This is a genomic window from Bartonella sp. AP40SXNS, from assembly GCF_042195825.1.
Taxonomy (GTDB): Bacteria; Pseudomonadota; Alphaproteobacteria; order Rhizobiales; family Rhizobiaceae; genus Bartonella.
This window is the reverse complement of record NZ_JBHIPB010000112.1, coordinates 1-695: the sequence shown is the minus strand read 5'-3', so window position 1 is coordinate 695 and position 695 is coordinate 1. Positions and strand designations below refer to the sequence as shown.

Sequence of the window (695 nt, the reverse complement as noted above, 5' to 3'; positions counted from 1 at the left end):
AAATACCACGCTGGGGTATATAGATGACCATCTTCAGAAACACTCGATAATTCATATGTCGGCTGTGTAAAGCTACCATCTTGAAATGACGCACTGCCTCCAAAATACTGTGCTACATCCTCGCCAATTTTATTAATCTGGTTGCCATTAACAACATCATGTGAATCCTTAGCAATCATACCATCCGCAACATTATGCAGACCAACAGCCGCAGAACCATTTCCTTTGCCAAACGTCACACTCGTATAGTTAATGGAGGCATCCTTGTTCTTATCATAATGAACAACTGCTGAATCATCAGACTGAAGATCCTTCAAACTTTTTTCAAGCTGACCTTTATTAACCGCTTCATTATCGTTTACAGCTGCCTTTACACCAGAAAGCGTACGGTCCGCACCAGTTTTGTTGGCGATATTGATTTCGCCGCCTTCTACTTCTTTACCAATATCGATAACTTTTGTCTCAGCATCTTGCTTAACTAGGCTTTCATTCACTACATTCGTAATATCATTTTTTATATTTGTGAATGAGCTACTAACATCTGCAAATGCAGCAGCTACATTATCATAACTCTTCTCCTCACCAGCTGTACCATCAGAGTTAATGGTTTTTAACTTGAAACTCGGAGCTATCCATTTGCCATCCTTATATCCAGCTCCGCCTCCAAAATACTGAGCAACTGTATTATTCGTTTC

General features: G+C 40.0%; 1 pseudogene. It reads right to left on the bottom strand.

Going from position 1 to position 695, the window contains the following annotated elements:
• Window positions 1–695: pseudogene (locus tag ACFILZ_RS10060) on the bottom strand (hypothetical protein); the annotation flags it as partial.